This is a genomic window from Chthoniobacter sp., assembly GCF_040003245.1.
In the GTDB taxonomy this organism is placed as follows: domain Bacteria; phylum Verrucomicrobiota; class Verrucomicrobiia; order Chthoniobacterales; family Chthoniobacteraceae; genus Chthoniobacter.
In genome coordinates, this window is record NZ_JBDUCX010000079.1 from 1 (window position 1) to 25,383 (window position 25,383).

The 25,383-nt window shown below is 61.7% G+C and carries 20 protein-coding genes; 14 read left to right on the plus strand and 6 right to left on the minus strand.

The genetic code is table 11. From position 1 onward, the window contains the following. Together ABJF10_RS12875 and ABJF10_RS12880 are read left to right on the plus strand one after the other, a co-directional pair. Positions 1-612, plus strand: a 612-nt coding sequence (locus ABJF10_RS12875) for a DUF1080 domain-containing protein (RefSeq protein ID WP_348544983.1), incomplete at its 5' end; no start/stop codon positions are given. Between the two features lie 80 nt (positions 613-692). Further along, positions 693-2,693 (plus strand): ATP-dependent helicase, encoded by a 2,001-nt coding sequence (locus tag ABJF10_RS12880; protein ID WP_348544984.1) that lies wholly within the window; start codon positions 693-695, stop codon positions 2,691-2,693. 52 nt (positions 2,694-2,745) lie between these two features. On the opposite strand, the gene ABJF10_RS12885 is transcribed toward ABJF10_RS12880, so the two are convergent. The 6 genes from ABJF10_RS12885 to ABJF10_RS12910 form a co-directional block, all read right to left on the minus strand. After that, positions 2,746-4,467, minus strand: coding sequence for a hypothetical protein (locus ABJF10_RS12885; RefSeq protein WP_348544985.1), 1,722 nt, complete (start codon positions 4,465-4,467; stop codon positions 2,746-2,748). Between the two features lie 106 nt (positions 4,468-4,573). Beyond that, positions 4,574-5,362, minus strand: a complete 789-nt coding sequence (locus ABJF10_RS12890; RefSeq protein ID WP_348544986.1) for a hypothetical protein — start codon at positions 5,360-5,362, stop codon at positions 4,574-4,576. 44 nt (positions 5,363-5,406) lie between these two features. Next, entirely contained in the window at positions 5,407-6,090 is a 684-nt protein-coding gene (locus ABJF10_RS12895) for a M15 family metallopeptidase (RefSeq protein ID WP_348544987.1), read from the minus strand. A 17-nt stretch (positions 6,091-6,107) separates the two neighbouring features. Then, complete coding sequence (locus tag ABJF10_RS12900) at positions 6,108-6,443, minus strand: hypothetical protein (RefSeq protein WP_348544988.1); 336 nt, start codon at positions 6,441-6,443, stop codon at positions 6,108-6,110. Positions 6,444-6,452: 9 nt separating this feature from the next. Further along, on the minus strand, positions 6,453-6,893 hold the full coding sequence (locus tag ABJF10_RS12905) for a hypothetical protein (RefSeq protein WP_348544989.1): 441 nt from the start codon (positions 6,891-6,893) through the stop codon (positions 6,453-6,455). Positions 6,894-6,933: 40 nt separating this feature from the next. Beyond that, positions 6,934-7,428: a hypothetical protein gene (locus ABJF10_RS12910; RefSeq protein ID WP_348544990.1), complete on the minus strand. Its 495-nt coding sequence runs from the start codon at positions 7,426-7,428 to the stop codon at positions 6,934-6,936. Between the two features lie 563 nt (positions 7,429-7,991). Between ABJF10_RS12910 and ABJF10_RS12915 the strand changes: the two genes are divergently transcribed. The 12 genes from ABJF10_RS12915 to ABJF10_RS12970 all read left to right on the plus strand — a co-directional run bounded on the left by ABJF10_RS12915 (position 7,992) and on the right by ABJF10_RS12970 (position 25,221). After that, positions 7,992-8,627, plus strand: a complete 636-nt coding sequence (locus tag ABJF10_RS12915) for a response regulator transcription factor (protein ID WP_348544991.1) — start codon at positions 7,992-7,994, stop codon at positions 8,625-8,627. 105 nt (positions 8,628-8,732) lie between these two features. Next, entirely contained in the window at positions 8,733-10,466 is a 1,734-nt protein-coding gene (locus tag ABJF10_RS12920) for a 4-alpha-glucanotransferase (RefSeq protein ID WP_348544992.1), read from the plus strand. A gap of 88 nt (positions 10,467-10,554) precedes the next feature. Then, positions 10,555-11,541 carry a malate dehydrogenase gene (locus tag ABJF10_RS12925; RefSeq protein ID WP_348544993.1) on the plus strand — a complete coding sequence of 329 codons (987 nt, stop codon included), beginning with the start codon at positions 10,555-10,557 and terminating at the stop codon, positions 11,539-11,541. 260 nt (positions 11,542-11,801) lie between these two features. Beyond that, entirely contained in the window at positions 11,802-13,487 is a 1,686-nt protein-coding gene (locus tag ABJF10_RS12930; protein ID WP_348544994.1) for an amidohydrolase, read from the plus strand. Between the two features lie 23 nt (positions 13,488-13,510). After that, the gene (locus tag ABJF10_RS12935; protein WP_348544995.1) at positions 13,511-15,274 is read left to right on the plus strand and encodes a chitobiase/beta-hexosaminidase C-terminal domain-containing protein; all 1,764 of its coding nucleotides are present in this window, start codon (positions 13,511-13,513) and stop codon (positions 15,272-15,274) included. Between the two features lie 24 nt (positions 15,275-15,298). Further along, a complete protein-coding gene (locus tag ABJF10_RS12940; RefSeq protein WP_348544996.1) occupies positions 15,299-16,810 on the plus strand; it encodes a sulfatase-like hydrolase/transferase in 1,512 nt (503 codons plus the stop codon). Between the two features lie 5 nt (positions 16,811-16,815). Then, entirely contained in the window at positions 16,816-18,276 is a 1,461-nt protein-coding gene (locus ABJF10_RS12945; RefSeq protein ID WP_348544997.1) for a sulfatase, read from the plus strand. Continuing rightward, positions 18,273-19,733, plus strand: coding sequence for a sulfatase (locus tag ABJF10_RS12950; protein ID WP_348544998.1), 1,461 nt, complete (start codon positions 18,273-18,275; stop codon positions 19,731-19,733). The genes ABJF10_RS12945 and ABJF10_RS12950 overlap by 4 nt, the downstream gene beginning before the upstream one ends. Continuing rightward, positions 19,730-20,671, plus strand: coding sequence for an alpha/beta hydrolase (locus ABJF10_RS12955; protein WP_348544999.1), 942 nt, complete (start codon positions 19,730-19,732; stop codon positions 20,669-20,671). Before ABJF10_RS12950 ends, ABJF10_RS12955 begins: the two co-directional genes overlap by 4 nt. Next, positions 20,668-22,536: a sulfatase-like hydrolase/transferase gene (locus tag ABJF10_RS12960; protein ID WP_348545000.1), complete on the plus strand. Its 1,869-nt coding sequence runs from the start codon at positions 20,668-20,670 to the stop codon at positions 22,534-22,536. Before ABJF10_RS12955 ends, ABJF10_RS12960 begins: the two co-directional genes overlap by 4 nt. 50 nt (positions 22,537-22,586) lie before the next feature. Next, the gene (locus ABJF10_RS12965; protein ID WP_348545001.1) at positions 22,587-23,597 is read left to right on the plus strand and encodes a hypothetical protein; all 1,011 of its coding nucleotides are present in this window, start codon (positions 22,587-22,589) and stop codon (positions 23,595-23,597) included. Positions 23,598-23,604: 7 nt separating this feature from the next. Then, positions 23,605-25,221: a right-handed parallel beta-helix repeat-containing protein gene (locus ABJF10_RS12970; protein ID WP_348545002.1), complete on the plus strand. Its 1,617-nt coding sequence runs from the start codon at positions 23,605-23,607 to the stop codon at positions 25,219-25,221. The last annotated feature ends 162 nt before the right edge of the window (positions 25,222-25,383 follow it).

Sequence of the window (25,383 nt, forward strand, 5' to 3'; positions counted from 1 at the left end):
CTGCTCGCGCTACAGGCCGGTGTCATGGCGGCGGAACCGGAACCGGCCTGGCAGTCGCTCTTCGATGGCAAGACGCTCACGGGATGGAAGGCGCCGAACTTCAGCGGGCAGGGGACGATCACGATCGACAATGGCACCATGGTGCTCGGCGTGGGCAGCGACATCACGGGGATGAATCCCACGATCGATTTCCCGAAGATGAATTACGAGATCGCGCTGGAGGCGCGGCGGCTCGATGGCTCGGATTTCTTTTGCGGCCTCACGCTGCCTTTCGGCAAGACGTCCTTCACCATCATCCTCGGCGGCTGGGGCGGGGCGCTGGTCGGGCTGTCGAGCATCAATGGCGACGACGCCTCGGAAAACGAGACGACGAAGTTCATCAAGTTCGACAAGGGCAAGTGGTACAAAGTGCGGGCGCGCGTCACGGCGGACAAGATCGAGGCGTGGCTCGATGACGAGAAGATCGTGAACCTGGAGACGGATGGGAAGAAGATCGACATGCGCCCGGGCGAAATCGAGCTCTCCGCGCCGGTGGGACTGGCGACTTTTCGCACGGAAGCCGCGTTCAAGGAGATCAAGCTGCGGAAGCTCGACGCGGCGCCGGTAAAGTAGCCGTCGCTGACATTCGACCGGCGCGGAATTCTGAAAAGCGCTTGGCAGTATGCGCGCGGACGGCGAATGATGCGCCCCACATGGCCCGCCAATACACGCTTTCCCGGCCCGTTTCGCCGGGTGGTCCGCGCATCGATTTCGCTGCGGAGCTCAATCCGCAGCAACTCGCGGCGGTAACCGCACCGCCCGGACCGGCGCTCGTCATCGCCGGCGCCGGCAGCGGCAAGACGCGCACGCTCACCTATCGCGTGGCCTACCTGCTGGAGAATGGCGTGCTCCCGCAGAGCATCCTGCTGCTCACCTTCACCAACAAAGCCGCGCGCGAGATGCTCGACCGCGTGGCCAATCTTTTGCCCAACGATATCACCGGCCTGTGGGGCGGTACGTTTCACTCCGTGGGCAACCGTCTCATGCGCCGTCATCCGGAGGAGGCGGGGTTTGCGGCGGGCTTCTCGATCATGGACCGCGAGGACCAGCAGGACATGCTCGATTCCGTGATCGCGAGCGCGGGCATCGACCCGAAGGACAAGCGCTTTCCCAAGGGCGAAGTGCTGGCCGATGTCTTCAGTTTCGCGATCAATACCGGGCGCTCGATCGACCAGGTGCTCGTGGAAAAATACCCGCACTTCCTCGAGTTCAGCGAGAAGATCGCCGAGGCGCAGAAGAAGTACGAGGCGAAGAAGCGCGCCGCCAATTCGGTCGATTTCGACGATCTGCTCGAGAAGACGCTGCTCATGCTGCAAGGCAACCCGGCGATCGCCGAACGCTACCAGCGGCAGTTTCAGTTCGTGCTCGTGGATGAGTACCAGGACACGAACCGCATCCAGGCCGATTTCATCGACATCCTCGCCAAGCTCCAGCGCAACGTGATGGTGGTGGGGGACGACGCGCAATCGATCTACTCGTGGCGCGGCGCGAATTTTAAGAATATCCTCGATTTTCCGCAGCGCTATCCCGGGGCGAGCGTCTACAAGATCGAGACGAATTACCGCAGCGCGCCAGACATCCTCGACGTGGCCAATGCGGCCATCGCGGGCAACGTGCACCAATTCAAAAAGGAACTCGTCGCCTCACGGCCGGCGGCGGCAATCAAACCGGCGCTCGTGCCGCTCAGCGACTCGAACCAGCAGGCGCTCTTCGTCGCGCAACGCATTCTCGACCTGCGCGAAGAGGGGATCGAACTGGACGAGATCGCGGTGCTCTACCGCGCGCACTACCACTCGATGGAAGTGCAGATGGAACTCACGCGGCACGGCATCCCGTTCAGCATCACCAGCGGGCTGCGCTTCTTCGAGCAGGCGCACATCAAGGATGTTGCGGCGTTTCTGAAATACGTCGTGAACCCGCGCGACGAGGTGGCTTTCAAGCGCATGGCTCGGCTGCTGCCGGGGATCGGCGCGCGCACCGCGGAGCAAATGTGGAGCAATACGAGCGACGCGATGTCGCGGGGCGGCGAACTAAACTTCTTCAAGCTACTCTCGCCTCTCAAAGTCCCGGCGAAAGCGGCGAAGGCCTGGCAACAACTCGCCCACACGCTCGACGAGATCGCTCCCGGCGGGAAGCCGCACCCCCCCGCGGAAATGATCCGCAGTGTGATCGAGGCGGTCTATGACGACTACCTCAAAGCCAAGTTTCCGAATTACGACCAGCGGCGCGAAGACCTGAACACGCTCGCCAATTTCGCCAAACAGTACGAGAGCGCCGGGGACTTCCTCGATCAACTCGCACTCCTGACAAGCCTCGACAAAGAAGCCACTGCGACCAGCGATGACAACGAGATGCTGACGCTCTCCAGCGTCCACCAGGCCAAGGGCCTGGAGTGGAAGGTCGTCTTCGTCATCTGGATGGCCGACGGCATGTTCCCGAGCAGCCGCAGCCTCGAGAGCGAGGACGCCATCGAGGAAGAGCGCCGCCTTTTCTACGTCGCCGTGACCCGCGCGAAGGACGAACTGTATCTCACCTATCCCAACCTGCGCCTCAACGCCGGCTACGGCGAAATGCTCCAGCGCCCCTCCCGTTTTCTGGGAGAGGTACCGAAGGAGCTACTGGAAGAGTGGCAGGTGGGTGGGGCGAGCTGGTAACGGCGCTTGGGACTACGAGCCCCAGAGGAGATACGACGGTTCCCCGGCTTCTTCATGATTTGTCTTTCGAGTCTTTTTTCTTCTGGTTGTCGCCATTTTCCCCGGGATTCTTTTCCTCCGGCGCGCGACCCCCGGCGCGGATGGTGACGATCTTGTTGAGAGTATCGAACCAGAACGGAGCGCCGAGCGAGGCGGCGAGAGCGGTTAGCACCCAACCCAGGATAGTTCGCAGGCCGGAAGGAAAGTCGGCGAACGCTTTGTCCCAGTCGCCTTTGTGCCAGCCAATGGGCAGGCCAAATCCATTCATCTGGCGGACCGTGTTCGCCAGCCTGTCCGTGGCGCTGGAGCCACCCCATGATTTCAGCGATGTCAGTTCGTCCTTTTTCGCATTGACAGCCTCCGCGGCCTTTTGGGCCTTTGCCTCGGCTTTTTCGGCTGCCGTTTTGGCAATCTCCTTCACTGCCTTGTCCTTGGTGGAATCTTTGGCGACGGCATCCGAAGTGTCTTTCGCTTCTTTTGCGTCCTTGCGTGCCTGGTCGGCCAATTTCTCGGCGGCCTCGACGGACTTGATCGCGTTGGCGACCTCGGTATCCCACTCGCTCTTCTTTTTATCCACCTCCGCTTTCATTTTCGCGACAGTTTTTTGGGCCTCGATCTTTTGGGCGCCGTCGGGTTCACTTTCCGCGACTTGCGTGGCCGCTTCCAGGCGAGCGGTGGCGTCGCTGAGCTCTTTGCCGGTGCCGACCGATGTTCTGTTTACATAGTCGCTTGCGCTCTGGACGATTGCCTCCCGCAGCTTGGGATCGGTCGAGAGCACATCGACGATGCGCAGTGAATCGACATTGCACGAGATGGCGAGCACGAGCCCAAGCACGAGAGTGAATGCCTGCGTGTATTTCTTGTACCAGCCGGTGACCCTGTCCATCGAACGGTCGAACCATGCGCCGAGTTGCTTTTCGAACTCTTCAGGATTGCGGCCGGCGTCCTCGAAGAGAGCGGCGAGAGTCCGGCGGAGTTTGTCGTCCACGGCGCTGGCGGCGGCCGCCACGGCCTCGTCGACTTTGGTTAGTAAAGTAGCGGTGGTTTGCAACGCGAGGCGATGGCCTTCGAGTTCGCCAAACTTTGCCTCTGCATCTGCCAGCGCCTGTTTCTTTAGGACATCGTTTGGAGATTGGTCGAGCGCTGTCTTCTTGCCATCCCGATCACCCTTCGCCGTAGAGCAATCGGTAGCGACCTTATCTTTGATAATATCGAGTGCGGTCGAGAATGTCTGCCTCTGGGCTGGAGCGCTTGCAGCTATATCCACCATGCCAAGGCAATCGGTGATGGCCTGCGTGACGGCATTGTTGCCTGCGTAACGCGCGCGCAAGGCCCGTAGCGCCGCTGTGGCGCGTTCGATAAAGACCGGCTTTACGGAGCCGAAGATGCCCGCGAGGACTTGCTCGGCGGTCCGGGGACCGGCGAGTTTTGGTTCGGCAATTAGGTCGAGGACGGTCGAGACAAACGTATCGCGCGGGATGTAGTTGGGCATCGCTCCTTTGCCGCTCGGCGATAGCGCCGAGATGAGCGGATGAGCGAAGAATTTCTCGGAGAAGCCATTCTTCTCGTTCATGTCGCAGAACAGCTCGCCGATGCCTTCCTTGAGGAGCAGCGCTCGCTTGTCATTAGTGCTCGTGGCAAAAGCGGCGCAAAGCTCTCTCGCTGCGGTGACTATGAGGCTGAAGAGCAGGTAAATGAACAGCAGACCGATGGCGACGTCGAGAATGGGAGGCATAGTGGGATTGATGTGGGACGGTCGGGGCCGGTGACCGAGGTTGACTCACACTCCGCCCGCCGGCCGACGGGCGGGCGGAGCTGCGGGCTTCGATTTCCTTGGAAGCTCAGGCACGCGGGTCACCGTCCAAGTAGTGACCGGTAACCAGTTTGAATGCGTCGGAGGTGCGCTGACCGGCAACGCCATCCACGGCCACGAAGACGCCGGAAAAACCGCTCAGCCAGGTCTGCAGAGCCTCCGCGGCGGCGAACTGCTCGGGGTCGGTCGGTTTCGTCTTGGAGTAGCGGACCGGTGGCGGCATGTCCGGCTTGGCCAGCGGTTGATCGCTGAAGGAGATTTTTCCCATCTCGACCAGCCGGCGCAGGACCGCGGCGCAACCGCATTGGCCGGAAACAGCGGAACTGGACCAAACTCCATCGCTGACATATTTGCCGCTCGTGTAGTGATTGCTGAAACTCCAAAGATACGGAGAATGGATCCCGTGGCCGCGGTATCCCCATCCATTGTAGCCTTCGAGTTTGTAGAGACAGCCGGCAATGCTCCAGTCGACCCACGCGGTCAGGTTATCGAACGACAAAGCGTCCAGAGCGCTTTCTTCCCAAGTGCCGGTGCCGTCCCATCCAGGGGGGCGTCCTGCGGGAACATTAACCGTCTTTTTCTTCAGCGAGTCGCCGTTGTGGAGGTGCTCATTGAAATTGAGACTGCATTCCATGTTATGAATCACGGCGATGACGAACCAGGGGACGCCACTGCTTTTCGCCACCTTTTCATACCGCTTTTGGTTCGCCAAAATCGGATCGACAACTTCCTGAACGGCTGCCGGTTTGGTGATGATGCAGGAGTTGAAGAGGCTCTGGTATTCTTGACGGACTTCGGCCAGTTTGGGTGCGGACATATAGTGGTGTTAGCTGAGTTGGTTGGTGGGTTGAGAGTGATCGGTTATGAGACGGGAGGAATCCACGAAAAGGCATCAAACGTGGTGAGTTTCTCGAGGGGACCATATTGGCCGTACAGTTGAGCCCAGGCGCCGGGAGTTCGCTCGGTCGTCCCGATCAGCTTTTGCATGGCTGCTTTCGAATTTTGACCGAATAACCCGTCCAGGTCTTCAGGCTTGGTCAAGGCTCCACCGTGAAATAAGTACTTTTGCCACTGGAGCGCTTCATCCAGATCGAGCGATTTCTTAAACAACCGCGCCGGCGGAATCTCGATGTGCGGCAGATCCTGCCATCCGCTCCAGTTGCCTCCCCAGTTCAATCCATACTTGGCGGCTCCCTTGCCAATTTGCTGCTCCTGTGGGCCGGCGTCCAGTTCCTGGCCGTTCGGTTTGATCAGGATGATATCGACGGCGGTGGCCGGCAAGTTGTTGTGGCGCGACTTCTTAATGTGTCCGTCAAGGTCGGTTACTTTCTCTTTCTTGTTCACCACGACCCAGCTTCCGTTTTTGAACGCCCGCCCTTTTTGGAACAGGACGAACTGCTCGGCTGGTGTGCGGTGGATACCTTGCGAACCGGTGCCCGTCTTCCAGCCGGACGGCAGATTTGCTTTTACCGCGCTAAGAATACCGGGCAATGCAGCGTGGAGGATGGGATGCAGAAAGAGCGGATCGGATTTGTAGTCGGGCATAATGGCCGGGTGGAGGACTAGAGTTTTACCGCGGCGAGGGCGGCGTTGATGAGGATTTGCAGGACGCCGTTGGTGAAGGTGTCGATGGCGGCGCTGGCGAGGCCGGTCTGTTTCAGCGCGTGCATCGCGGCGAGATCCTTCTTGCCGAGAAGCAGGTCCTCAAAGTCGTCCTTCTCGATTTTTCGTTGAGCGAAAAGGAGGCCGGCGCGTTCGACGCCGTCCTTGGATCGATTGAGAAAGTCCTTGGTGTCCTGGGTGGCTTGATCGGCGAATTGCTTGAACAGCGTTTTGGCGAGTTCCTTGCTTTGGTCGAGGGTGGTTTGAATGGCGGTATTGGTGTCGAAGGAAGGCATGGTGGAGTGTTAGTTGGAGCCGGTCCGGCGCTTGCCGATTTCGAGTCCGATGATTTGATCGAAGGCCTCGGCGATATCGGGCCTCTTCTCCGCGATGTAGGCGGACCGCAGGGAGCCCTTGGCTTTCCAGCGCTCCACAAATCCGCCGAAGAGGTGCCCATTGGGATCGAGCAGAATCTCCCATTGCTTGACGGTGATGTTGTTGAGGGAACGGCCGCGGTCGTATTCGCAGGCTTTGTTGACGGTGAGCAGCACGGCCTCCGCGTCTTTTGCCCGAGTCGCATAAGACTCGGTCGCGTGGTCGACCAGGGCCAGGGCTTCGGCCTTGGCGCCGGTGGCCTTGTCGTAGGCGACCGGATCAAACGTGGCGATGGTGCTGCAACCGGCGAAAAACAGAAACGCCAATGGCCAAAGCAACTGTGCACGAATGACCGAAGAGAGAGCTGTCATATTTCTAAAAGGGTAGGTGGTCGGCTAGTGAACAGTTCGACTAATGGCTGGCGGCTGACTCGGCGCGTTTTTTGGCGGCCAGCGCCTCAAGGACTTGGGCGGCAGCTTCGTTCACGGTGTTGGGGGCGACGTTCTTGTCGGTGGCGGTCGCGGTGGTGATGGCGCTGGCCACGGCGGGCGCGACCTTGTTGGCGACGGGTTGCGAATCACTGCCGACGACGACGGCAGCTTTGACGGTCTGGGGGTCGGTGACGCCTGCAGTGTCCTGGGTTGCGCGCAAGCCGGCACTGCTGCCGTCGAGGGCCGCCGCGACGATCAGGTTGCCGTTCGTTTTATTGCCCGAGGCCACTTCATGCGCGGCCTCGAGAGCGGCGGCTTCAGCCGCTTTTTTCAGAGTGTTTGTCAGGGCTAGCCCGGCAGGGCTGTTCAGGAAGGCATTGACCTTTTGCTGGCTCTCCGTCGTGCAAGCGCCGAGGCCGAGGGCGAGGCAGGCGGGAAGGATAAGTTTAAAGGCAGCGGATCGGCGGTTGTTCATAGTGGGTGTTTCGGATGAAGCGGATTAGTAAATTGCGTGGAGCGGTGTTTAGCGAAGCGGCAGGGCGGCGAGCGCGGTGATTGTTCGCGAATGAGGAGGGGGATGGAGCCTTTCGCCAGGCCGTGATCCGCGCTGTTGCCGCCGAGATCGCCGCGGATATTGAAGAAGTCGCTGAAACTCTGCAAGGGCGCGCGTGGTGATCGTGGGGTGAAATGCGAGTGGCATTGAAGATGAGCGAAAAAATCCCAATTACCCCGGTGTGGGTCGGGATGGCGAACCTCTCGGATACCAACCCCCCGGAATAGACTGGCCGTGAATGTGATCCCACCGTGGATGTCTGCCGCCGCGCCGCCTATAGGGTCTCTCCCGCGATTTGGCCGGAAATTCCCCCCGAAAAGAATGCGTAGTTCCCCCCAATTAGGGCTTGTGTGGCGGGAAGATTTCCGCCACAACCACCGCACTGCGAATGTCGACCGCGGGTGGTGTGTACTCTTCCCGAGGCTGGCTGAGAGCAACGAAGTATTGCAACCCGTACCCGTGTAATGACTGGAGGATGATGGCCTATGAAAACCCGTGTGGTAGTCGTTGATGATCATGTTTCGATTCGGCAGATGCTCGGCGTCGTGCTGGAGAGGGAGGGGCCGTACGAGATGGTGGGGGAGGCGGGGACGGGTTTTGAGGCGCTGAAGGTGTGTCGAAAATTGAAGCCGCAACTCGTGGTGCTGGATTTGATTTTGCCGGAGCTAAACGGGGTCGAGGTGCTGCGGACCCTGCGGGCGGAACTGCGCGAGACGCGCTTCATGGTTTATTCGGGGACGCTCAACCGGAACCTGATCGTGGAAGCCTTGCAGGCGCGGCCCCACGGATTTGTGCATAAGACGGATGCGCTGCCGACTTTTTGCGAAGCGTTGCGCGCGGTCGTGGGAGGGTGCAGCTATTTTACGCCCTTTGCGACGAAGCTCATGGATGACGAGCGGCACACCAGCACCACCTCGGCACGCCTGACCGACCGCGAGCGGGCTGTCCTGCAAATGATCGCCGAGGGCATGAGCAACAAGGAAATGGCCAGCCGGTTTTCGATTGCGCCGAAGACGGTGGAGCACCATCGCGCCCAGGTGATGCAAAAGCTTGGCATGCATGATGTAGCGACGCTCACGCGCTATGCGGTGCGGGTGGGAATGGTGGCGACGGAGGATTAGACCCGGGAAGGGCACTGGCGGGCGGCGTCTGGAAAAATCCACGCGCCAGCGGCGTCCGTGCTTGATGATGGGGGCGATGACTGTTTGAAAGTCGCGCGCATCTTCATGGAATTGTCACCCGATCAAAAACTCGCCGGCGTACTCGCGCCGCTCTTTGCCTTGCGCGGACAGAATGACCTCGGGGTCGGCGACGTCGGGGCGCTGCGGGAATTCATCGACTGGTCGGCGGAGCAAGGGTTCCGGGTGGTGCAACTGCTGCCGGTGAACGAAACGGGCAACGACAATTCGCCCTACAACGCCATTTCGTCAGTGGCCCTCGAGCCGACCACCATCGAGATTACCCCCGAGGCGCTGCCGGACTTGAGCGCGGAGGAGATCGCCGAGATCAAGGCCGCGGCGGACCCCGGCGCTTTGTGCGAGGGGCCGGTGCTTTATCCCGCGATCAAGGCGCTCAAGTGGAAATTGCTCAATCGCGCGTTCGAGAATTTTCTGAGCCATTCCTGGAAGAAAAACGACCGGCGGGCGCGGGCCTTTCGCGTGTTCTTGAAGAGCGAGGCAGCGTGGCTCAACGGCTACGCGTTCTTTCGCGTGCTCATCGAGGAAAATGGCGGCACGGAGCGCTGGGACATGTGGCCGACGGAACAACGGAGCTTCGCGCAGGCGCAGGCCTGGCTGGCGGTGCAGAAGCCGGCGAAACGCCACGAAATCGAGCAGCGGCTGCGGCTGGTTTCCTATGTGCAGTGGATCGCGTGGGACCAGTGGCGCGGCATCCACGATTACGCCACGAGCAACGATGTCTCGCTCATGGGCGACATTCCTTTCGGGGTCAGCTACTACAGCGCGGATGTGTGGACCCGGCCCGAGCTCTTCGATCACATCTGGTGCGGCGGCTGCCCGCCGGAGCGCGTCTTTGAGACCGACCCATTCACCTACAAATGGGGTCAGAACTGGGGCATTCCGCTCTACCGCTGGGAGGTGCATCGCGAGCAGGGCTTCGATTGGTGGCGGCAGCGGGTGCGCAAAGTGCGCGCCTGTTTTCATCTCTTCCGCATCGATCACATCCTCGGCTTCTTCCGCGTCTACGGCTTTCCGTGGCGGCCGCAGAGCAACGCGCAGTTTCTCCCGCTCACCGAGGACGAGGCCCGGGAGAAGACCGGCGGCGAACTGCCGCATTTCTGCCCCTACGAGGATGACACGGCGGCGCACAAGGCGGCCAATTGCGCGCAGGGCCGCGAGGTGCTGGAGGTGCTGCTCGAGGAGTGCGGGGAATTCCGGCTCATCGGCGAAGACCTCGGCGTGGTGCCCGATTACGTGCGCCCCTGTCTCACGGAGCTGGGCATCGCGGGCTTCAAGATTCCCTACTGGGAGGAAACCGCTGGCCAGATGACGCCGGGGAGCGATTACCAGCGGCTCTCGGTGACGACTTACGCGACACACGATTTCGAACCGATCCGCGTGACATGGGAAAACTGGATGGCGAAGATCGAAGCGGCCGAACACGGCGGCCTGGAGACGCACGCGGCGCGCGATCGCGCGTGGCTGGATGTGCGGCGTCTGGGCGCCTGGGTCGGTCTCGAGGTGCCGCGGATCACGCCCTATTCGGACAAAGTCTACGAGGCTCTAATGCGTGGACTCTTCGCCTCGAATTCCTGGATGGCGATCTACATGATCACCGATCTCTTCGCCACGGCACAGCGTTTCAACGTGCCCGGGGCGGTCAGCGAATCGAACTGGAGCCAGCGCTTGCTCTACCCGATGGTGCTCTGGCGCAAGGACTCCGCGCTGAAATCGAAAATGAAGCGCGTGCGGGAAATTCTACGTACGACCGGGCGAGTCTAGGAAAAGCATTGCCGGATTGCCCGCGATTCGCTGAATCTCTCGCCCTCTTTTCCCATCCACTGCCCGCCCCAACCCGAATTCCCCGTATATGAAAACTCCCATTCGCGTCGCCGTCACCGGAGCGGCCGGCCAAATCGGCTACTCGCTGCTCTTCCGTATCGCCTCCGGCCAGATGTTCGGCCCGGATCAGCCCGTGATCCTGCATCTCATCGAGATCGAGCCGGCGTTGCCCGCCCTCGGCGGCGTGGTTATGGAATTGCAGGACTGCGCCTTCCCGCTGCTCAAGGGCATCGTGCCCACGGCGAATTTTGACGAAGGATTCGCCGGCGTGAATTGGGCGTTGCTCGTCGGCTCGGTGCCGCGCAAGGCCGGCATGGAACGCAAGGATCTCCTGGGCATCAACGGCAAGATCTTCATCGGCCAGGGCAAGGCGATCGAGAAGAACGCTGCCGCGGATGTGCGTATCCTCGTGGTCGGCAATCCGTGCAATACCAATTGCCTCATCGCCATGAACAACGCCAAAGGCATTCCGGCCAATCGCTGGTTTGCCATGACGCGCCTCGATGAAAACCGCGCGAAGATGCAACTCGCGCTCAAGGCCGGCGTCGATGTCACCAGCGTCAGCAATCTCGCCATCTGGGGCAATCATTCGGCGACGATGTTTCCCGATTTCTACAACGCCCGGATCGATGGCCGCCACGCCACTGAGGTGGTCACCGACATCCACTGGCTCCAGGGCGAATTCATCAGCAGCGTCCAGCAGCGCGGCGCGGCCATCATCAAGGCGCGCGGCCTTTCCTCCGCCGCCTCGGCCGCCAACGCAGTGGTCGATACCGTCCGCTCCCTCACGACGCCCACGCTCGAGGGCGATTGGTACAGCGTCGCCGTCCATTCGGAAGGCCAGTACGAGGTCGATCCCGGGATCATCTCCTCCTTCCCGGTCCGCACCAATCAAGATAGCTCGTGGGAAGTCGCCAAGTGGGTTCCCATCGGCGACTTCAGCCGCGAGCGGATCACCGCCACCGTCAACGAACTCAAGGAAGAGCGCGAACTCGTCCGCGAGTTGCTGGGCTAAGACCCGGCGGCCAGGAATTGGATTAACCGCAGAGGCGCGGAGGCGCGGAGATTTGGGTCTCTGATTCCTCCTCCTCCGCGTCTCCGCGCCTCCGCGGTTCAACATCCCGTCGCCGGCACCGTGAGCGGCGGCGGCTATTTTGGGCCTGCCGGGCTTTACGCATTCGCGTGAAGGGCTCGCGGAGATTTTACCAATCAGTCGGCGCTTCGTGGGGTTGATCGTTCGCCACCTCTTGAACCGATGCTGGAATCCGCGCGCCCATGACCGTCCCTGCGAAACTCGCGGCCTTGTGCCTTTGCGGAATCATGGCGGCTGCCGCGGAGAGTGTGCACGCGGTCGAGGCGCTGGCCGCCGATGCCTTGATCTTCCATGCCACGATCGTGCCGTCGCGCGACGGAGCACCCGATGCGGTGGCCTTCCAGGGCTCGCGCATCGTGGCGATGGGGAAGTCCGACGATTTGCTGGCGGCTTGTCCGCCGTCGTGCGTGAAGGTCGATGCGGAGGGGAAGTTTTTGCTGCCGGGCTTTCACGATTCCCACGTCCATCTGGAAAGCGGCGGGAAGGCCTTCTTCGAGGTGAAACTCGATCGTCAGGACATCCCCTCCATCCAGTCGGCGTTGCGGGACTATGCGAAAGCCAATCCCACGAAGGAGTGGATCATGGGCGGCACCTGGTGGGCCGGGGCGTTTGACGCGGCTCACCCGCCGCATCGCCGCGATCTGGACGCGGTGGAGTCGCAGCGCCCGATTGCTCTGCGGGACACGAGCGGCCATGAATTGTGGGTCAATACCGCGGCCTTGAAGCTGGCCGGGATCACGCGCGACACCCCGGATCCGCAGGGCGGTCGCATCGTGCGCGACGCCGATGGCGAGCCCACCGGTGTGCTGCTCGAAGCGGGGACTTATCAAATCTACGCGCACCTGCCTGTGCCCACGATCGAGGAGGTCCGTACTTGGATTTTGAAAGGGCAGGAGATCGCCCTGGCTTGCGGAGTCACGTCGGCCCAAGGCAATGCCGTTCCGTTCACCATCCGCGAGGCCAATGTGTATGCGGACCTGGAGCGCGAAGGGTTGCTCATCCAGCGCTCCTTCCTCTGGGGCAATCTCGCGGCGTCGCCCGTGGAGTTTGAGGCCACGGTGAAGTTCGCGCATGCGCTGCGCCCGGATGGCCGGGTGCAGGTGGTGGCGTTCAAGGGCTTCGTGGATGGCGTGCTGTCGAGTCAGACCGCCGCGATGTTCGAGCCCTACGCCAACAAGCCGGGCGAGCGCGGCTTGCCGAAGATGGGGCAGCAGCGGCTCAACGAACTGGTGTTGCGGGCGAACCGGGCGGGCTTTCCGGTCGCGCTCCACGCCATTGGCGACCGCGCGGTGCGCATGGCGCTGGATGCTTTCGAGAATTCGCAAACGGTTCTCGGCACCGTGCCACGCAACCGAGTGGAACATGCTTCCGTCATCGCGCCGGACGACGTGCCGCGATTTGGCAAACTGGGCGTGGTTGCGTCCACGCAACCGGCGTTCATGTTTTTTCCCAGCAGGAAGGAACTCGCGGCGGCGGAAAACTCCCTCGGTGCGGAACGCATGAAGAATCTTTTCCTGTGGAAGAGCCTGCAAGACTCGGGTGCCACGTTGATCTATAGCTCGGATTTTCCCAGCTCGGGCCGGATCGGCCCCGATCCCATCGCCGGGCTGCATTGCCTCGTTCATCGCACGCTGGGGGATGGAACCCCGTTCACTCCAGAGCAGCGGCTGGATGCGGGCTCGGCGCTCGCTGGCTACACCGCCCAGCCCGCGGACGTCATTGGCCGCGGAAAATCGCTGGGCCGCATCGAGGTCGGATACGAGGCCGACCTCATCCTGCTCGACCAGGATCCGCGTCTCGCCCTGGCCACGTCGGCCGTCCGCAATCCGCCGCGAAAAATCTGGATCGCCGGAAAGAGAGTGAAATGAAAGAACCGCCCCGTCGCCTTACTATGAAACTGAGCAACCACCTCGCATTCCTGACTCTGGCCGCGGCTAGTTTCCTCGCTGCCGGCACGACGGAAATTCGCGCGGAGACCCCGGCGCCGATTTGCAATCGCGTGCGCTTTCAGCCGACGGCGGGAGGTGGCAAAGACATGGTCGGTGGAAAGATCGAGGGATCCAACGTTTCGCGGACCGAGGGTTTCGTGACGCTGGCGGAAATCAAAGAGCCGCCGACCACCAAGGACTGGGAAGAACTCAAATTCGATAACAGCAAAGTCTATCGTTATCTGCGCTGCTCGCTGCCGCGGACCGGGCAGGGGACGATCCACAAGGTGGAGTTTTATGACGGAGACCGGCTTCTGGCCGGTGAGGGCAAAGGCAGCCCGGTGAACTACTTCCTGGCCGACGCGCAGGATAGCCGGACCGCCGGCTACGATCTCGGAGATACCGCTGCGTCACGCCGTATTATCTTCAACCCGAACAATGACGAGCCGAGGTGGCCGATCGAAGTCAGGCTGGTGGCCGTCAGCGGCACGGAAATTCGCTACACCCTGGATGGCTCTCTCCCCACGGCCGATCATGGCGAAATTTACCAAGGCCCGATTCACATTGAGAAGACCACGACCATCAGCGCCGTGGGCATCGCCCCCGATTTCCCGCCGAGCCTTCCCACCACCCTGACGTATCTATTTCCCGGCAGCAGCAAGCCGGGCCTGACCACGGCCCATGTCGGCAACAGCCTTACCGGCACCACGAGCAATTTTTGGCGATTCGCGCGCACGGCGGGCTACGATCATAAGTCAGTCGCCTTCCTGCGCGGTGGGGCGCTGACCCGGGAACTATTTGCGCTCGCTTCGGGAGAGTTTGCTTCCGACCGCCAGGCCAGCGCCAAGGAAGAGGCCGCGATCAAAAAGGGTTCCGTGCCCTGGCCGGTCTTTTGGAGCAAGGTCGGCAAGATCGACGCGCTCACGATGCAGCCGCGCGATTTCGATCTCGATAAGGAGATCGCGGCCGAAGTGCATTTCCTCAAGCTCTTCCGCGGAAAATCTCCCGATGTGCAACCCTATCTCTACTGCGAATGGGTCGAGCTGGCGCGCCAGCGGCCCAGCGACAAGGGGATGGTGCCCAGTTATCAGATGGCGAAGACCTTTCCCGCACTGACGTGGGAGGAATCGATGAGCGCGATGCTGCTCTATGTGGAGGAATTGCAGCACCGCCTTGCGACCGCCTATCCGGAGGGCAGGCCCGTGCACATCATCCCGGCGGCGCTAGCCATGGGCTGGATCAAGAACAGGATCGATCACGGGCAATTTCCCGATGCCCGGCCCGGCTCCTTTTATTCGCTGCTCTTCAACGACCAGGTCCATCCAGGGCCGAATGGCGCCTTTCTCGTGGACATGACATGGTTCCCCGTTTTCTACCGCGAAGCGCCGGAAGGAAAAGTGCTGCCGATGGAAACTACGCTGACGCCCGCGCAAGCACTCGCCGCCCAACGTCTCGCCTGGGACGTAATCCAAAACTACCCCGACTGCGGATTCTATCAGGAAGGCACCGCACCGTGTGGCAAACCGGAGTTCACGAACGATGGCAAGATCATCACCCTGAAATCTCCGACGCCCGGCGCCTGGTTCCGCTATACGCTTGATGGCACCACGCCCACGCGGACGCGGGGCTATGTGTATTGCGGGGCGATCAGCGTCCAGCCGGACATTCAATTGAAAGCGGTCGCTTACAAGAGTGGCATGGCGGACAGCGAGGTCGCGGCCCCGTAATCCCGGAACCCACACTTCTACAATATGAAACTGCTCCCCCCAGTTCGTGAATGGTCCTTCGCCCTGCTTGCCGGCGCGGTGCTCCTGACGACGCACGTCGTCGCGGCTCCTGCGGAAAAGCCCGACGTGCTCGTGGTGATTTGCGACCAGTGGAACCCGCATTACGTCAGTTGGGACAATGCGCAGGTGCGCACGCCGAATCTCGACGGCGTGGCGCAGGAGGGCCTGATCTTCGATCGCTGCTACACGAACTCACCGGTCTGTATGCCGGCGCGCGTATCGCTGGTCACCGGGTGGTACCCGCACAACCACGGGCTGTGGGGCAATGCGAACCAATATCATCTGCCGTCCGCGATGGCGCCGATGTTTCGCGATATCCGGCAGGCCGGCCTCACGACCGCACAAATCGGCAAGCTGCATTGGTTCACCGGGGCGGATTGGCATCAGGAATTCGCCACCATGGAGGACTATCATCGCGCGATGGGGCTCGACACCGTCCTGTCCGTCTCTGGGCCGCCGGATGCCGAAGGCGGACACGACCCATATTGTGAGTTTCTCCAGAAACGCGGACTGCTTGCCACGGTGGCTCGCGATCAATTGCGCCGGTTGCGCGAATCCGAATATGAGCCGCGGGCGAGTGTCGTTGCGCCGGAGGATTATCACGATGTCTTCGTTACTGGCATGGCCACGGAATACATCCGGCAACAACCGCGCGAGAAACCGCTCTGTCTCGTCGTCAGCCTGCATTCGCCGCATCCGCCGCTCGATGCCCCGGGGAAGTTTGCCACTATGTTCAATCCGGAAAATCTCGCCCTGCCCGCGAATGTGCCCGCGGAATTCAACTACGACCGGCGCAAGGTCACGCAGGCCGATTTGCGCCGCATGCTCGCCGACTATCTCGGCAAGATGGCGCTGGCCGACGACTGCATCGGCCGCCTGATCGATGCCATGAAAGCGCGTGGCACATGGAATCGTACGCTCTTCGTTTTCACCTCGGACCACGGCGAAATGATGGGTGCGCATGGCACGTTGTCGAAAGGCCGGTTTTGGGAGGAATCCGCACGCGTGCCACTGGTCATCCGCTGGCCGGGCCATGTGCAGGCCGGACGCACGCCGGCGCTGGCGCAATTATTCGATGTCTATCCTACTATCGTCGAGGCGATCGGCGGTACGGTCTCTCCCGGCCGCTTCGCCCGCTCCTTGCTGCCCGTGGCCACCGGTCAGGCGACCAGCGTGCGCGATGTCGCGGTGAGCGAGATCGGCCTCACCTCACCACTGGGCATCATGCTGCGGGACCCGCGCTACAAATGGTGGGCGGACCACGACAAGGAATACCTCTTCGACCTCGACGCCGATCCGCTGGAGCAAAACAACCTCGCCGCTTCCGCCGACCATCGCGAGACGCTTCAACAAATGCGCGAACGCGCGCTGACGTGGCTGCGCTCCACGCAGGTCAATCTCGCCGCGGGCAGCAAGTCGAAAGTCCAGCGCGTGCGTGAAGCCGCGGAGAAGGAAAAGCCAAACGAAAACAAGTAGAAACCATGACTTCATTTCATTACCGCTACGGGTGGGTGTTCATTGCGCTTTCTACGCTTGTGGCGGTCGCGACAGCGGCGGAACCGCCCGCGAAGCCCAATGTGCTGTGGATCATCGCCGAGGACGCCTGCAAGGATTTCGGCTGCTATGGCACCGCGGCCGCGCGCACCCCGAATATCGACCGATTTGCCGCTGAATCGTGCCGGTATCAACATGCCTTCGCCACTGCGCCGGTCTGCTCGCCTTCGCGCTCGGCTCTCATCACGGGCCTGTATCAAACGCGCATCGGCGCGCAGAATCATCGCAGCCACCGCACCGCCGAATTTGTGCGTCCACCCGAGGTGCGGCTCATTACGGAGCGGTTGCGCGAGGCGGGCTACTTTACGGCGAACGTCCGCAAATTGCCGGCGGAGCTCGGCTTCAATGGCGCCGGCAAGACGGACTGGAATTTCTACGACGACGGCAAGGCCTTCGATAGCGCGGACTGGGGTGACCTCAAGGCGCATCAACCCTTCTACGCGCAGGTCGATCTGCACGAAACCCACCGGGTTTATTACCGGGCGACCAAGAACCCCACCGATCCGGCGAAAGTGACGCTGCCGCCCTATCTCGCGGACGATCCGCTCATCCGCGCCGACTGGGCCGCCTATCTGGACGAGGTCGCAGTCCTGGATCAGAAGGTTGGCGCCCTCCTGGAACTGCTCGACCGCGAAGGCCTGCGGGATAACACGGTCGTCTTCTTCCTCGCCGACCATGGCCGGGAGGATTTTCGCGGCAAATACTTCGCCTATGAGCAAGGGTTCGAAGCGCCGCTCATCGTCCGCTGGCCCTCGCTGCTCAAGCCGGGCAGTACGAGCGACGACCTCGTTTCCTTCCTTGATATTCATGCCCAGACGCTCGCGATGGCGGGCGTGAATGCACCAGGTCTCGACGGGGCGCCGTTCTTCGGCCCCGGCGCGCGGAAGCGCGAATACATCTACGGCGCACGGGACCGCATCGACGACACGCCGGACCGCGTGCGCACAGTGCGCGACGCGCGGTTCAAGTACCTGCACAACTTCGAGCCACAGCGCCCGTATCTCCAGCGCATGGCTTACGCCGAGGTGACTAATCCCGCTTACAATCGGATGCGCCAGCTTTTCGCGGAGGGCAGGCTGAACGCGGACCAGGCAAAATTCATGGCGCCGTCCCGACCCCCCGAGGAACTCTACGATTTGCAGGCCGACCCTTTTGAATTGCACAACCTCGCGGACGACCCGGCGCAGCGCGTCAACCTCGAGCGGCTGCGCAAACAGTGCGACGCCTGGATGGCCGACACGCACGACCAGGGCGCCATCCCGGAGGACCCCGCTGCGGTCGCCGCGGACTTGCAACGCAATGAAGCTCCCGAGAAAAAACTGCGGGCCACACTCGGCCTGGGTCCGCACGAGGTTCTCCTGAAAGTTCCCCCGATGCCCACGCCATGAAACAAATCCTGCTGCTCCTTGGCCTCAGTTTCGTCGCAGTCGTGGCCGCACCCGCAGCCTCGCCAACGAAGCCCAACGTCCTCTTCATCCTCGCTGATGACATGGGTTGGTCGGATCTCGGCTGCTACGGTGCGGACCTGCACGAAACGCCGAACATCGACCGCTTCGCCGCCGGCGCGGTGCGCTTCACGAACGCTTACGCCATGTCCGTCTGCTCGCCCACGCGCGCGACCTTGATGACTGGCAAGCACGCGGCGCGCCTGCATTTTACCATCTGGGCCGAGGGTGCGCAGGAAGGCGGCGCCAAGAACCGCAAACTGCGCGAGGGGGAGTCGATCTGGAATCTGCCGAACAGCGAGAAGACGATCGCGACTTATCTGAAATCCGCGGGGTATCTCACCGCCCTCATCGGCAAATGGCATCTCGGCGATTGGGAGCACTATCCGGAGGCGCACGGCTTCGACATCAATATCGGCGGCACGAACTGGGGTGCACCGCAGACTTTTTGGTGGCCGTATAGCGGCAGCGGCACACATGGCACGGAGTTCCGCTACATCCCGCACCTGGAGTACGGTCATCCCGGGGAATATCTCACCGACCGGCTGACCGACGAGGCGATCAAGGTCATCGATCACGCGGGCGATCAGCCATTCTTCGTCTACCTGGCCCACCATGCGGTACACACGCCGATCGAGGCCAAGCCCGATGACATCCAGCATTTCGACGCGAAGCTCCGCGACGGCATGAATCATCGCCACACTATTTATGCCGCGATGAACAAGGAACTCGACGACAATGTGGGGCGCGTTCTTGAGCACCTCAAAGAGCGCGGACTCGACAAGAACACCGTGGTCATATTTGCCAGCGACAATGGCGGCTACGTCGGCATGGATAAAGTGAGTGGAAAGAATATCCCGGTGACCAACAATGCACCGCTGCGCTCGGGCAAAGGTGCGCTCTACGAAGGTGGCATTCGTGTCCCGCTCATGATCCGCTGGCCGGGCGTGACGCCCGCGGGGGCGACTTGTGACGAACCAGTGATTCTCACCGACATGCTGCCGACGTTGCTCAGTGCCTCCAGCCTGCGACCCGCGACCGACGCCATTGATGGCGTCGACCTTACGCCCGTGCTGAAAGAGCCGACCGCGAAACTGAACCGCGACGCGCTCTTCTTCCACTACCCGCACTATTACCACACCACCACGCCGGTGAGCGCGGTCCGCGCTCGCGACTGGAAGTTGCTGGAGTTTTTCGAGGACAATCACGTTGAACTCTACAATCTGCGCGACGACCTCTCGGAGAAGCACGACCTGGCGAAGGAGATGCCCGACAAGGCCGCCGCGCTGCGCGATCAATTGCACGCCTGGCGCGATTCCGTCGGCGCGGCGTTGCCGCGGCCCAATCCGGATTTCAAGGGCGGCCCGCCCAAGCCGCAGCAGTCCCAACTCACGCCATGAGGATCGCCCTGCTGTCCATTTTCGCGTTCGCCGGGATTGCAGCCGGGGCTGAAGAAGCAACCGGCAAGGGCGGCGATCCGTATGCCCGTCTGCCGGCGGACTTAAAAGTCGTGAAGGGGATCGTCTTCAAGCAAGTGGGTGAGACAAAGCTCGACCTGATGCTGCTCCTGCCCACGGAGAAGAAATTCGAGAAGTCGCCCCTGGTGGTCTTCATTCACGGTGGCGGCTTCGGCGGTGGCGATAAGTTTCACGTATTGCGGCGCGACGCGCTCGGTGTCGCCCGTGGCCTGACTCAACGAGGCGTGACCTTTGCGTCCATCGAGTATCGCCTTGCCAATGGCGGCGCGGCGACCGTGAACGAGAGCGTCGCCGACTGCAAAGACGCGGTGCGCTTCCTGGTAAAACATGCGGCGGAATACAACCTCGATCCCGAGCGTATCGGCACCTTTGGCGAATCCGCCGGCGGCAACCTGACGCTCACGACCGCGCTCGGCGCGGATCGCGACTACCCATGCGATCCTGCGCTCGACGGACCGCCGGGCAAAATCCGCTGCGTGGCGGCTTACTATGGGCCGGTCTCCTTCGTCGATCCCGCGCTGACGAAAGGGAGCAACTTCGAGCACCCGGAACGACTGGTCTCGATTCTCGGCGGTCCGCTGGAAACCAGGCGCGAACTCGCCAAAAGACTGAGCCCGATTGAGCTGCTGCGTCCCGACAGCCCGGCCATCTTCCTCGCGCACGGCGACGCCGACAAAACCATCGCACCGCTCAACTCCACAGCGATGCGGGATGCGGCGCAGGCGAAAGGCGTGCCGGTCGAGTGCGTGGTCAGCAAGGGCGCCGGCCACGGCTTCAGCGGCGAAGGAATCACGCCGACGATTCCCGAGATCAACCAGCGCACGGTCGACTTTTTCCTGAAATATCTGACTTCCCCATGAATCGAATTCTTCTTTTGCTCCTGTTGCTTGGCGTTCGGTCCTTCGCTGCCCCGCCGACGCCGAAACCCAATATCGTGTTCATTCTGGCGGACGATCTCGGGTGGAGCGACACGACGCTCTACGGCACCACGAAGTTTTTCGAGACGCCGAATATCGAGCGTCTGGCGTCGCGTGGGATGAAGTTTACCAACGCTTACGCCGCGAATCCCGTCTGCTCGCCGACGCGCTCCAGCATCATGACGGGCCTGTATCCGGGGCGGCTTGGCATCACCGCGCCCTCGGGGCACGTCCCCGAGGAAAAACTGGAGGCTTCGCTCATCGCCCGCGGGGGGCCCAGCCAGAAATCGCTGCAAGCCGTGAGCGCGACGCGGTTGAAACTGGAATATTTTACGCTCGCCGAAGCCTTAAAGGGCGCGGGTTACGCCACTGGCCATTTTGGCAAGTGGCACCTCGGGCCAGAGCCATTTGATCCGCTCCATCAGGGATTCGACGTGGACGTGCCGCACTGGTCGGGGCCGGGACCTTCGAGCTACATTGCGCCTTGGAAATCGCCGAAATTCAACCTGCCCGCCAAGCCAGGTGAGCAGGTGGAAGACCGGATGTCGCAGGAGGCGATCAAGTTCATCCATGCGCACAAGGACGAGCCGTTTTACCTCAACTACTGGGCCTTCTCCGTGCACTCGCCGTGGGGCGCGAAGCCGGAACTGATCGAGAAATACCACCGCAAAGCCGATCCGCATTCCGCGCAACGCAATCCGGTCTACGGCGCGATGGTGCAAAGCCTCGACGAAGCCGTGGGCCGGTTGCTCGACACGCTCGATGAATTGAAGCTCAGCGACCACACGATCATCGTCTTCTTCTCCGATAATGGCGGGGTGAATTGGTTTGAGCCGCAGATGAAAGAACAGGCGGGAATGGATGCGCCGCCCACGACCAACGCGCCGCTCCGCGCGGGGAAGGGGACGCTCTACGAGGGCGGCACGCGGGAACCGTGTGTGGTGGTGTGGCCGGGCAAAACGAAGCCCGCCGCGCAGAACGATGCCATGCTCTCCAGCGTCGATTTCTATCCCACGCTTCTCGAGATCACCGGCGTGGCGCCGAAGGCGGATCTGAAATTCGACGGCGTGAGCCAGGTGCCTGCGCTGCTCGGCGCCGGCGCGCCGCGCGACACGCTCTTTTGCTACTACCCGCACTACTCGCCGCCCGGGCATGTGGTGCACACGATGCCCGGTGTATGGGGACGCCGTGGCGACTGGAAACTCATTCGCTATTTCCACGACGCCGACGATCAATCCGACCGCTTCGAGCTCTACAACCTGCGGGACGACCTCGGTGAAACGAAAAATCTTGCCGCGCAGTTTCCTGAGAAAGTGAAGGAACTCAACGCGCTCATCGACGCGCACCTCGCGGCAACGCACGCGCTCATTCCCGGCCGGAACCCCGCCTATAATGCACTCGTGCCCGATTGGGCGGTGAGCAAGGAGACCGCGGTCACCGTGCGCGACGGCGCCCTGGCGATCACCTCGACGGGCAGCCCGCCTTCGCTCTCCACCCGCGATCTGCCGCACGCCCGCGGACCTTACACGGTCGAGTTTCGCCTGAAATCGAACGGCAAAGGCAACGGGCGCATCTTCTGGGCCGCCAATCCGAAGGAGCCTTTTTTTCGCGACCGCACCGCCACCTTCACGCCCCAGCACGACAATGAGTGGCACGACTTTGCCATCCAGCTCCCGGTCGAAACGCCCGTCGAGATGCTGCGGTTCGATCCCGGCGCCGGCCCCGGTGAATTCCAGGTGGAATATCTCCGGCTCAAGGACCGCGATGGCACGGTGGTCAAGGAATGGAATTTCTCTAAGGATCACTGATTCAAGCTCTCCACCCTAACATCAGATTCCCGTCTCCTCCCGACCACATGATGAAACGATTCTCTCGTTCCCTCCCGGCGTTGATCGCCCTCTTGCTTGGCCTTGCGCCCGGCCTGCTTTTGTTCCCATCGCCTGCTCGATCCGCGGGGGAGAAAAGCGACGCCGCGACTCCGCCGATTACGAAGGGTCAGCGTGTCTTCACTTGCGGGCACAGCTTCCACGTTTTCGTTTACAAGTTGCTCGATGAAGTCGCGAAATCCGCCGGCATCGCCGACCATCAGTCCGTGGGCCTTTCCAGCATCGGCGGTTCGCGCGTAATCCAGCACTGGGAAATACCGGACGACAAGTTCGGGTCGAAGGCCGCGCGCACCGCCGGCAAGGTCGACGTGCTCACTCTGTCGCCGATCTGGTTGCCGGACGAAGGCATCGACAATTTCGCCAAGCTGGGCGTGGAGCACAACCCGGACATCCGCATCTTCGTCCAGGAATTCTGGCTGCCAAACGACGAATACGAGCCGGTCTATCCTCTGCAGGTCCGAAAAGGAACCGACCACAACGCCACGGACATGGCCAAGCTGAAGGAGGCGAATGACAAATACTGCCATGATGTGGAGGAATATGTGGGCAAGTTGAACAAGACGCTCGGGAAGGAGTCGGTCTTCGTCGTGCCCGTGGGGGAAGCGGCCGATAAGTTGCGCGAGAAACTTGCCGCTGGCCAGGCCCCTGGCTTGAAGATGCAATGGGATTTGTTTCGCGATTCCTGGGGGCATCCGGACGCCCCCTTGCAGGCGCTGGACGCCTATTGCTTTTTCGCGGCCATCTATCATCGCAGCCCGGTGGGCCTGCCCATGCCGAAGGTCCTCGCCGCGATGAAGACGGTTGGATTGGACGGCAAACAAAAGGTGAGGTCCAAGGGTCCGGCCGCCACCCCGGCGCCGAGCACACCGGCCGCCGGGCAGGAAATCAGCCAGGAGGACAAGGAAAAGTTGAACCGTCTGTTGCAAGAGATCGCGTGGGAGACCGTGAGCCATCATCCGCTTACCGGGGTGTCGGCCAAATAATGCCGTCATGAAAGCGCCCCATCTATTTCTCGTCGTGCAGGTCTTCGCTTACGGGCTGTTCGGAGCCGGTTCTCAAGCCGCCGACCCTCTCCCGCCGCGGCCCACGATCAATGTCAAAGACTTCGGCGCGAAAGGCGATTGCCAGCGCGTGACCGACGGCGCGATCCGCAAAGGCTCATCCGTCCTGACCTCAGCGAGCGCGCACTTTGCGGCGGAGGATGTCGGTAAGTCGATTTACGTGCTCGGGGCGTCGGTGCAAAAATTTCCCGAGCTCGGAGAGGTCCCCGGTGCGCCTTTGGGCAGCCACATCGCCGCCGTGACCGATGCGCATACCATCACCCTGGCGGATGCCGCGCAGTGCGATTCCACGGGGGCCGGAGTCACTTGGGGCACGGACGATTCGCACGCCATCCAGCGCGCCATCGATTCGCTCAAGACCACGGGCGGGACGGTGTTTTTCCCCGCGGGAATGTATCGCGTCGTCTATCAAGGCGGACCGGGAATGAACGTGGCGGCGTCGAACATTCATCTGCAGGGCATGGGCAACGAGAGCGCCATTTTCAATTCCACCGTCATCTTTCACGCCAAGATGAAAGAGGGCGTCCTGCGCACCGAGCAGGCCGGTGTTCCGGTGCTCTATGTCGGCAAGCCCGGTGTCGCGATCGAAAACGTCGAGGTCGATCACCTCTGGCTCGGCGACAACGGGCAGAACTACGATTACGCGGTCTGGGGGCCGCACGGTCCGGCCGTCATTGGTTCCGCGGGAAAGATCGACCACTTCAGCTTCCACGACCTCACGGTCGCCACTGGATTCCTCTGCGGCGTGGGCACAAACTCGGAATCGACCGGCTTTTCCATCCATCACGTCACCGTGCTTTGCACCGGCGAACACGGTTTCTATCTCGCCGGCACGGGTTCCGACGGCGACGTCCACGACAATCGTGTCCTCGGCGACCCCAAGCGGCCCATGCGCATGGGCATCGCGATTAAAAAGAAGGACCATCTCCGGGTGACGCACAACGAGGTTGCGAACGTCGAATTCCAAGGCATCAGCGTGGTCGGCGACGATCCCACTTACACCTCACACGACGTCCTTATCGCGGACAATTGGATCCACGACCTGCCCGCGTGGCATACCGATGCCATCACCATATTCAATGCGGAGAATGTCATCATCCGCCACAACCGCATCGCCGATACCAGCTGGATCGGCATTAATCTCCGCACATCGCTCTATACCGTCTCGAACGTCGTGGTGCAGGACAACATCATCACCCGGGCGGGCAACCACGATGCGGCGTTCGGCATCGCGGTGCACTACGATCCGCCGCCCAATCATCCTCGCGACACGCCGTTTCCCGGCTCCATCCAGGACATCACCATCGAAGGCAACATTGTCACCGACTGCGGCCACGGCATTTCTGTCGCGCGCGTCAATGGCCACAACATCATCAGCGGCAATCGCGTCGAATGCCGGGACGGCGCGCTGCAGAAAGCCACCATTGGCTACAGCATTGATTCCCTGCCCGAATCCACGATCGATTTCCGCAACAACACCGGCATTAATTGCGCCAAATACATCGTGGCCCCGAAGCTCGCCAATACGGAGAACGACCTGCGTTGAATTGCCGAATCCGGACGGTCGCCGGGCGCTCCCGGCAGGTCCGTGGCTCGCGGGAGATTGCTTGCCAGTAGTGCGCGGCCGGGGATTAGAATCCCGCCGTTTTCCGAGCTATGATTTCGCAGGCTTGTTACCGTCGTTTGCGTGCGCTGACCGCAGCCGCGC

Excerpts from the sequence above, each read along its gene's own strand:
- ABJF10_RS12880 (WP_348544984.1), top strand. The coding sequence starts at position 693 with ATGGCCCGCCAATACACGCTTTCCCGGCCCGTTTCGCCGGGTGGTCCG.
- ABJF10_RS12885 (WP_348544985.1), bottom strand. The coding sequence starts at position 4,467 with ATGCCTCCCATTCTCGACGTCGCCATCGGTCTGCTGTTCATTTACCTG.
- ABJF10_RS12890 (WP_348544986.1), bottom strand. The coding sequence starts at position 5,362 with ATGTCCGCACCCAAACTGGCCGAAGTCCGTCAAGAATACCAGAGCCTC.
- ABJF10_RS12895 (WP_348544987.1), bottom strand. The coding sequence starts at position 6,090 with ATGCCCGACTACAAATCCGATCCGCTCTTTCTGCATCCCATCCTCCAC.
- ABJF10_RS12900 (WP_348544988.1), bottom strand. The coding sequence starts at position 6,443 with ATGCCTTCCTTCGACACCAATACCGCCATTCAAACCACCCTCGACCAA.
- ABJF10_RS12905 (WP_348544989.1), bottom strand. The coding sequence starts at position 6,893 with ATGACAGCTCTCTCTTCGGTCATTCGTGCACAGTTGCTTTGGCCATTG.
- ABJF10_RS12910 (WP_348544990.1), bottom strand. The coding sequence starts at position 7,428 with ATGAACAACCGCCGATCCGCTGCCTTTAAACTTATCCTTCCCGCCTGC.
- ABJF10_RS12915 (WP_348544991.1), top strand. The coding sequence starts at position 7,992 with ATGAAAACCCGTGTGGTAGTCGTTGATGATCATGTTTCGATTCGGCAG.
- ABJF10_RS12920 (WP_348544992.1), top strand. The coding sequence starts at position 8,733 with ATGGAATTGTCACCCGATCAAAAACTCGCCGGCGTACTCGCGCCGCTC.
- ABJF10_RS12925 (WP_348544993.1), top strand. The coding sequence starts at position 10,555 with ATGAAAACTCCCATTCGCGTCGCCGTCACCGGAGCGGCCGGCCAAATC.
- ABJF10_RS12930 (WP_348544994.1), top strand. The coding sequence starts at position 11,802 with ATGACCGTCCCTGCGAAACTCGCGGCCTTGTGCCTTTGCGGAATCATG.
- ABJF10_RS12935 (WP_348544995.1), top strand. The coding sequence starts at position 13,511 with ATGAAACTGAGCAACCACCTCGCATTCCTGACTCTGGCCGCGGCTAGT.
- ABJF10_RS12940 (WP_348544996.1), top strand. The coding sequence starts at position 15,299 with ATGAAACTGCTCCCCCCAGTTCGTGAATGGTCCTTCGCCCTGCTTGCC.
- ABJF10_RS12945 (WP_348544997.1), top strand. The coding sequence starts at position 16,816 with ATGACTTCATTTCATTACCGCTACGGGTGGGTGTTCATTGCGCTTTCT.
- ABJF10_RS12950 (WP_348544998.1), top strand. The coding sequence starts at position 18,273 with ATGAAACAAATCCTGCTGCTCCTTGGCCTCAGTTTCGTCGCAGTCGTG.
- ABJF10_RS12955 (WP_348544999.1), top strand. The coding sequence starts at position 19,730 with ATGAGGATCGCCCTGCTGTCCATTTTCGCGTTCGCCGGGATTGCAGCC.
- ABJF10_RS12960 (WP_348545000.1), top strand. The coding sequence starts at position 20,668 with ATGAATCGAATTCTTCTTTTGCTCCTGTTGCTTGGCGTTCGGTCCTTC.
- ABJF10_RS12965 (WP_348545001.1), top strand. The coding sequence starts at position 22,587 with ATGAAACGATTCTCTCGTTCCCTCCCGGCGTTGATCGCCCTCTTGCTT.
- ABJF10_RS12970 (WP_348545002.1), top strand. The coding sequence starts at position 23,605 with ATGAAAGCGCCCCATCTATTTCTCGTCGTGCAGGTCTTCGCTTACGGG.